The sequence below is a fragment of the Bacillus sp. TCT6 genome (genome assembly GCF_056033845.1).
This window is the reverse complement of sequence record NZ_JBVYHX010000007.1, coordinates 1-6,589: the sequence shown is the minus strand read 5'-3', so window position 1 is coordinate 6,589 and position 6,589 is coordinate 1. Positions and strand designations below refer to the sequence as shown.

General features: G+C 29.4%; 7 protein-coding genes. 6 read left to right on the top strand and 1 reads right to left on the bottom strand.

Features of this window, described 5'->3' with window-relative positions:
* The first annotated feature begins 335 nt into the window (after window positions 1-335).
* The gene (locus AC0ONG_RS30240) at window positions 336-824 is read left to right on the top strand and encodes a hypothetical protein (RefSeq protein WP_474205398.1); all 489 of its coding nucleotides are present in this window, start codon (window positions 336-338) and stop codon (window positions 822-824) included.
* A 51-nt stretch (window positions 825-875) separates the two neighbouring features.
* Here AC0ONG_RS30240 and AC0ONG_RS30235 read toward each other — a convergent pair whose 3' ends face one another.
* Entirely contained in the window at window positions 876-1,448 is a 573-nt protein-coding gene (locus tag AC0ONG_RS30235; protein WP_474205396.1) for a tyrosine-type recombinase/integrase, read from the bottom strand.
* Window positions 1,449-1,708: 260 nt separating this feature from the next.
* Between AC0ONG_RS30235 and AC0ONG_RS30230 the strand changes: the two genes are divergently transcribed.
* The 5 genes from AC0ONG_RS30230 (at window position 1,709) to AC0ONG_RS30210 (ending at window position 6,556) form a co-directional block, all read left to right on the top strand.
* Complete coding sequence (locus AC0ONG_RS30230; protein ID WP_061665820.1) at window positions 1,709-2,029, top strand: hypothetical protein; 321 nt, start codon at window positions 1,709-1,711, stop codon at window positions 2,027-2,029.
* Between the two features lie 405 nt (window positions 2,030-2,434).
* Window positions 2,435-3,469 carry a GTP pyrophosphokinase gene (locus AC0ONG_RS30225; protein WP_474205394.1) on the top strand — a complete coding sequence of 345 codons (1,035 nt, stop codon included), beginning with the start codon at window positions 2,435-2,437 and terminating at the stop codon, window positions 3,467-3,469.
* A gap of 178 nt (window positions 3,470-3,647) precedes the next feature.
* Window positions 3,648-4,232 (top strand): MarR family transcriptional regulator, encoded by a 585-nt coding sequence (locus AC0ONG_RS30220; RefSeq protein ID WP_098601570.1) that lies wholly within the window; start codon window positions 3,648-3,650, stop codon window positions 4,230-4,232.
* Window positions 4,233-5,169: 937 nt separating this feature from the next.
* Window positions 5,170-5,955, top strand: a complete 786-nt coding sequence (locus AC0ONG_RS30215; RefSeq protein WP_153218727.1) for a hypothetical protein — start codon at window positions 5,170-5,172, stop codon at window positions 5,953-5,955.
* A 13-nt stretch (window positions 5,956-5,968) separates the two neighbouring features.
* On the top strand, window positions 5,969-6,556 hold the full coding sequence (locus AC0ONG_RS30210) for a MerR family transcriptional regulator (protein ID WP_474205391.1): 588 nt from the start codon (window positions 5,969-5,971) through the stop codon (window positions 6,554-6,556).
* Window positions 6,557-6,589: the final 33 nt, after the last annotated feature.

Below are 6,589 nucleotides of genomic sequence, written 5' to 3'. Positions count from 1 at the left end.
GATGAGGGGAACCCTCATGCAAACTCGCCAGGGGTGGCCCCAGAAGGGCGGTTTTTGCCCGCTGGGGTTATCTTTGGGAGTTTGAGGGTTCGGAGGCTCGTGGTCAAGGGAACCGTGGAATAAAAAGCGAGGACGGAACCCAGGACAGGGCAAAAACCAATGTCTTCGCCAAGATTCGTAGTTCTACTGTTAGAAAAAGGCGAATAAGAATATAGCATACATACAATAAGGGAATGCAGTATAGATCAGTCTACAAGCATTCCCTTGCTATTATTATGAAATAACTTTGATATAATTTTATGGTTCAGGTAAATCATTTTATTTAGAGGTGTATTATGAATGTTAATGAATTAACAAAAAAAATATTATTTTCTTCCGATAAGGAGTTACTTAAATTTATAACGAAAAATTATTTATGTGAGAGTTTTAATAATTTTAATGAAATGAAAAAAAAAGAAAAAGAATTATTAGTGTTAGATGTAGATGTAATTAAGCATTGTTTGATTCGTCTTGAATCTTTAGAAGAAATTTATGATACTTCTAAAGGTGCAGCAGGTGGATTTACATTACTTGGTGTTTTTTGTACTTTTGTATTAAAAGATTATATTTCTATTTTTGTTAGATATGAAGAACATCCAATCTTATTTGGAATTGGACAATTTGCTATGTTTGTAATGATTTCATATCTATGTATTTTTATATTAAGAAAATTAGGTTCTGATAGTAAAAATAGGTCTAAAATTATATATTTCAAGAAATTATTAGAATATGTATTAGAAATTAAAGAAGTTAACAATATTCATAAGAAAAAGAGAAAAATTTGAAATAAGAATAGAAAGACCTTATTAAAGGTCTTTCTATGATTGGTAGAGTAATTATAGCTGGAAAGTGTCCAATACGTTGTCTTTTTCTTCTTTATTGATCCCAATATATTTTAGTGTAATTTGTGGTGTACTATGATTGAGTATTTCTTGTAACATGGCTACATCTTTTGTTTGTTTATAGAACCAATAACCGAAGGTTTTGCGCATGGTATGAGTACCAATGGATTCTACACCGGCAAAATCTCCGGCTTTTTGCAATTGTCGATATGCCTGGATCTTACTAATGGGTTGATCTCCTTTTCGGGAAGGGAATAACCAGGTACTTTCTAGTGTTTGGCTATAAGAGTATACTTCATCAAAAATAGAAGTAAGGTTAATCATGCGTTCTTTCTTCGTTTTTCCCTCTTTGATTTTGAATTCTTTTCTCTTTTTTCGTTTTAACTTTAATATAGTTTGTGTTTCGATTTGGAGTAGATCGCTAACACGCAATCCTGTATTGGTTCCAATTAGAAATAAAATATAATCTCTTTCGGAACAGTGGCGTTTTAAGGCCCATTTCATATCTTCAATCTGTTCTTTGCTACGGATAGGTTGGACATCAATGAAATGTGGTTTTTTGTTCATGGATTTTGACCTCTTTATTTATAGTGTTTTGAATGTATACTTTTATCGTATAAATTGAGGATATCAAGGGATTCGGTTAGAAGTCAATGATTAAGGGGAAATGAATGTAAACTAATATTTAAAAGTTTACATTGAAGAATAAGAAAAAGAACCTAGTTTTTAGGGTTCCTTTTCTTATTTTGATAATATTTGTATCTTATTGTAGTTTTTATATTTTATAATTATGTTATTAAAATTTATAGTTAAAAGGATGATTGGATATGACAGTACAAAAAGAAAAGGTAACTAGGCGGGTTGTTTGTAGGAAATGTAAATCTGATCAAATAGTTGGTAACAAACGTGGGTATAATTTTAAAAGGATGTTTTTAATTCTGTTTCTTATGTTAGCTACACTTATAGCTATTAGAATAGTTGTTGAAATAGTTCCTCGAGATTCTCCACTTCAGGGTATGGCTTTATTTGTTGTTTTTTTAATGATGCTCCTAGGGGCACCAATAACTTTATTCAGTGGATTTATTGGTAGAAAAAATATTGTCAATGGTTGTATGAATTGCGGACATACATGGATGCCTAAAAAATAGAATGTTTATAAATCAAAAAAGAAAAGACAGCTGATCTATTGCTGTCTTTTTGCTTATTTTTGAGTGATAAATGAAAGTAAACATTTATTCAAAAATTTACATTGGATATTTTAATTTTTATATTTGTGGTCTTTTTAAATTTTAAGTTAAAGAAAAGTATATTATGAACTATTGGTTTACATGTATAGAACTGATAGTTTTTTTATTTTTTATTGTTTTATGTGTAATAATTTTTTAAGAGGTGAAGGGGATGAGTTTAGGTCAACAATTAAAGGGAATTGAGTTGTTTATAAAAAATATTAAAGTTTAATTTTTGAAAATCTGTATAATATATGGTGTATTTAATGATTATTAATTATTTAATATTAAAATATATCTATAAAAAAATAAAAGGATTGTGATTTGATGAATGATGTAATTGGTAATATTGAATTAGATAGAAAAGACTTTTTAAATTTATATGAAAGAAATAAATTTTTATATCAAACATTAGAAGAAGAAGTTAAATATATTCTAAATAAAAGTTTAAAAGAAAAAGATATTAAAATTCATAGTATTCTTTCTAGAATTAAGGAATTTGATTCTTTTTTTGAAAAAATAGAGAGAAAACAAACTAGTAATCCATTTGAAGAAATTACTGATATTATAGGAACAAGAGTTGTTTGTTTATTTTTATCTGATATAGATAAAATTAAAACTTGTATACAAGATTCTTTTACTATTATTTCTGAAGATAATAAAGTTTATGGTGATAATGTTAGTTCGTTTGGTTATATGTCAGTTCATTTTATTGCCATGTTAAAGGATGAGTATTGTGGACCTAGATATGATCATATTAAGCATTTAAAGTTTGAAATTCAGGTTAGAACTATATCTATGGATGCGTGGGCTAATATTTCTCATTATCTTGATTATAAGAGTGAAAATGATGTTCCTTCTGAATTAAAGCGAGATTTTCATGCTTTAAGTGGTCTTTTTTATGTAGCGGATACTCATTTTGAAATGTTTGTTAATGCTAGTCATGAATCACAACTAGTTAAAGAAAAAGAAGTGAAAAATATGCTATCTAATGATGGTAATAATCGAATAAATAATGAGAAAATAGATTTTGATACCTTAAAATCATATTTAAATCAAAAATTTAATGATAATAATAATACTTCTGCGAAGTTAATTTCAGAATTATTAGATGAGTTGTTGCAAAATGGGTATACTACACTTTCAGAATTAGATAATGCAATTAACCGAACTTCTGAAGCTTTTAAAGTATATGAAATGAAATATCCACCAGTAGGAGATCTTAACAAGTTTGTACCTGTTGGTATTATAAGAGCTTCTTTATCTATATTAGATAGGGATTATACAAGACATTTTGATGGAATGACTTCTCAGAGATCAGAAGAGCATGAAGATCCTGCGGTACAAGAATTAATAAAGTAATTTGAAGTTTTTTGTTTTATAAAAAAAAATCCCCTCATGTTATAATTGAAAGTGACCAAACAAACAATTAGAAAAGAGGGGTTTTTATTGTATATATTTATTTTTAAATTCTATAAGAATCATAGCATAAAATATTTCTCTTCTCTAGTTGAAAATCTTAGAAAAGAGGAGAAAGATTATGTCAAAGCTCGTCAATTTAGAACAAGCTGAAAGAAATGCAAGATTGAGAGATATCGAGAATTCAAAGATCTTGTCAGAAGAAGAGATGTACATAGCAAATGAACTTCAAGCAAAAGCTAATTCGCATGGAATGAAGTTAGTACCTGAACGGAAGATAAAAAATAAAGCTAAATTTGTTCAGATCATTCAACAAAACATCCAGTATTTATTTGAAATTGATTATTTAACAAATGCTGAGAAAGTATTTTTATTAGATATTTCAATGTGTGTAGGTTTTTTAAGTAATTGTTTGGTTAGTGATATTAACTCTAAAGAACAAATTCCATTAACTCAGCGAGAATTAGCAAAAAAAATAGGAAGACATGAAACGAAAGTTAGTCCTTTGGTTAGAAAATTAATTGATAAAGGCATTATTGCTCGTTCAGAGAGTGGTGTTGATGATAATAATGTTAGGGCATATGCTTTGTTTATAAATCCTCATGTTATGTTTTCAGGGAATAGAGATGAAGTTAATCCGACACTTAAAGCTATGTTTAGAAAGGTTCCTAAACAACTTAAAAATTTACCTATTAAATTATTTTAAGTCTACTTTAATTAGTAGACTTTTTTTTGTTAATTTCGTACTTACCAAAAACGGTAAGTTTACTTACCAAAAACGGTAAGTACGAAAAATCCTGAAACCCTTGGTATTACTGGGTATTTTATACTTTGGTATGCTTGTCCCTTCTTACTCTATATAGAAATAGCTAAAAGTTCCGCAAGGAACGGGTCGTATTTTCTTTCGCTTTGCTACAGAAAATCTCCACCCTTTTCGCTTTGCTACATCCTTGCAAAACTTTTTTCGGCTCGAGTTTTGGCGGCACCAAGCCGATACATCCAAAAGCAACTATTTAGGTTTACCGGCTTGAATTTGCTATTATACGAGCCGAACCGCTAATGCTTTCGAATTATAATTTCATTTACCATATGTATAGATACGTAATACGTGGGGTTTCGCCCCCACACGACGAACCAGCCTCTACTCCAAAAGTCAACGGAAAAGCGAAGTACAATGGAATGGCAATAGCCGCGCCGTTGTACTTGTAATTAAACACGCCATCATAACGCTCATTTTTCGTTCTAAGAGCGTTATTTTGATTTTATTAGGAAATCTATTAGTTTGTGTTTGGAATCTAATAGAAACGATTTTGAGAAGTTATAAAAGCTTTGTTTGTTTTATATACGAGAAAGAATTGTTAATTTAAGAGTAAAAAAACAAGTTTTTAGTCCTCCAAAATATTCATTGAAAACCCATTGGATGTACATTGAAAATACATTGAAAGTACGTTGGAACTCCATTGAATTTTTTGTATTTGTGATATCACGTTTTTGTTAGGCTTTGCCTAACCTGTCACCCTTGGTGATAGCAAAAATCCCTTATGCTCTTGTTGCAATCTCTTTATTTAGATCAGAGAGGAATATTTTTGATTAGGTATATAATTAGATTTAGTGCGATGGAAAATAAGGATTGGAGGATTAAAATGCAGAAAATAATAAGCTTTTATAATAAAGAGATGAGCAACCATAAATGGTTCCAAAAACAAATTTCATGGATTATATTTTATATGATTTTTATAACTAGTTTTTTTCTAATATTAATAATTAATCCAAGAGGTTATATCTGGACAATAATATTATCTATACTTACTTTTTTTATAATGTTTATTCTTATAGTTTCAACTTATAAATTTGTAAATGAATTAGAGGTTGATGAAACTTTAACATTTTCTAATAAGATGAAAAAATGTTTTAAAATTATGGTTACGACTAAACTATTATTATCGATTAATAATAGTGAGCTAGTTAGGTTAAAAAAGATAAATACATTACGTGTTTTTTTAAGGAAAAAAGGTTTATATAATGAAAAATGTTTAAGTAAATATATAGAAGTATTAGACAAAGAATATCAAACTCAATTTTCTACAACATCAATCTTTCCGGTGATCATAGGTCTTTTTGTTCCAATTTGGACATTTTTTATTCAGATAGTATTTAATCCTAAGGAATTTTCACCTGAAAGCATTACAGATTTTGATATGGTAAAATATGCAGCCTTAACATTGATGCTTTATATGATATGTTATTATCTATTTTTTAGAAGTTATTGTTTAATTATTAAACCATTATTTTTACTAGTAATTCCAATAAGAAAATATGAAATGTTAGATTTATTAAGCATTTTAAGAGAATTGCATTTAGAGCGTTTTGTTTTTGAATTAGAGCAAGAAGAAAAGAAAGTTATAAAAGGTTTTACAAATACTGATTGAAAGGAACAAGATAATGGAACAAACATTATTAACTATTTCTCAAATAGCAAAAGAGTTACAAATACCAGAATCAACAGCCCGTTATTATAGAGATCGGTTTATTAATTACATTCCATTTGTGGGGAAAGGCCGAGCAAAAAAGTATCGTCCAGAGACTGTGGAGATATTGCGATTCATTGCGGAAGGGTTCAATCGCAATCTAACCGCAATGGAGATTGAAGATGGTTTATCCCGCATGGTTGCAAGGAATGTGGAGGTTGAAGAAGAGACCGCAACTACAATCGCAGCAGCGCAGCAACAATGGGAAGAGAGAGGGATTCCTATACAAGTAGAAGTTGGAGAAAAGTTTCAACAAATGATGAACCAATTTACTTTAGCTATGGAAGTAATAGCGGATCAAAAACAAGAAATTGCTGAATTAAGAAAAACTGTTGGAGAACTTCAAGATAAGCAAAAAGAACAGGAAAAACAGATAGAAAGTAAACTAAAATTAAGTGATGAAAAGCTAATTGAAGTAATAAAAGAGATTCAAGAAACAAAAGAACAAATAGAAACTACTGAAAGTAGTTCCTGGTGGCGTCGTTTATGGGGGAATCGCTGAGTCCTGGCGTTTATGCCGCGAAAGTTCCTTGAC

Excerpts from the sequence above, each read along its gene's own strand:
- AC0ONG_RS30240 (WP_474205398.1), top strand. The coding sequence starts at position 336 with ATGAATGTTAATGAATTAACAAAAAAAATATTATTTTCTTCCGATAAG.
- AC0ONG_RS30235 (WP_474205396.1), bottom strand. The coding sequence starts at position 1,448 with ATGAACAAAAAACCACATTTCATTGATGTCCAACCTATCCGTAGCAAA.
- AC0ONG_RS30230 (WP_061665820.1), top strand. The coding sequence starts at position 1,709 with ATGACAGTACAAAAAGAAAAGGTAACTAGGCGGGTTGTTTGTAGGAAA.
- AC0ONG_RS30225 (WP_474205394.1), top strand. The coding sequence starts at position 2,435 with ATGAATGATGTAATTGGTAATATTGAATTAGATAGAAAAGACTTTTTA.
- AC0ONG_RS30220 (WP_098601570.1), top strand. The coding sequence starts at position 3,648 with ATGTCAAAGCTCGTCAATTTAGAACAAGCTGAAAGAAATGCAAGATTG.
- AC0ONG_RS30215 (WP_153218727.1), top strand. The coding sequence starts at position 5,170 with ATGCAGAAAATAATAAGCTTTTATAATAAAGAGATGAGCAACCATAAA.
- AC0ONG_RS30210 (WP_474205391.1), top strand. The coding sequence starts at position 5,969 with ATGGAACAAACATTATTAACTATTTCTCAAATAGCAAAAGAGTTACAA.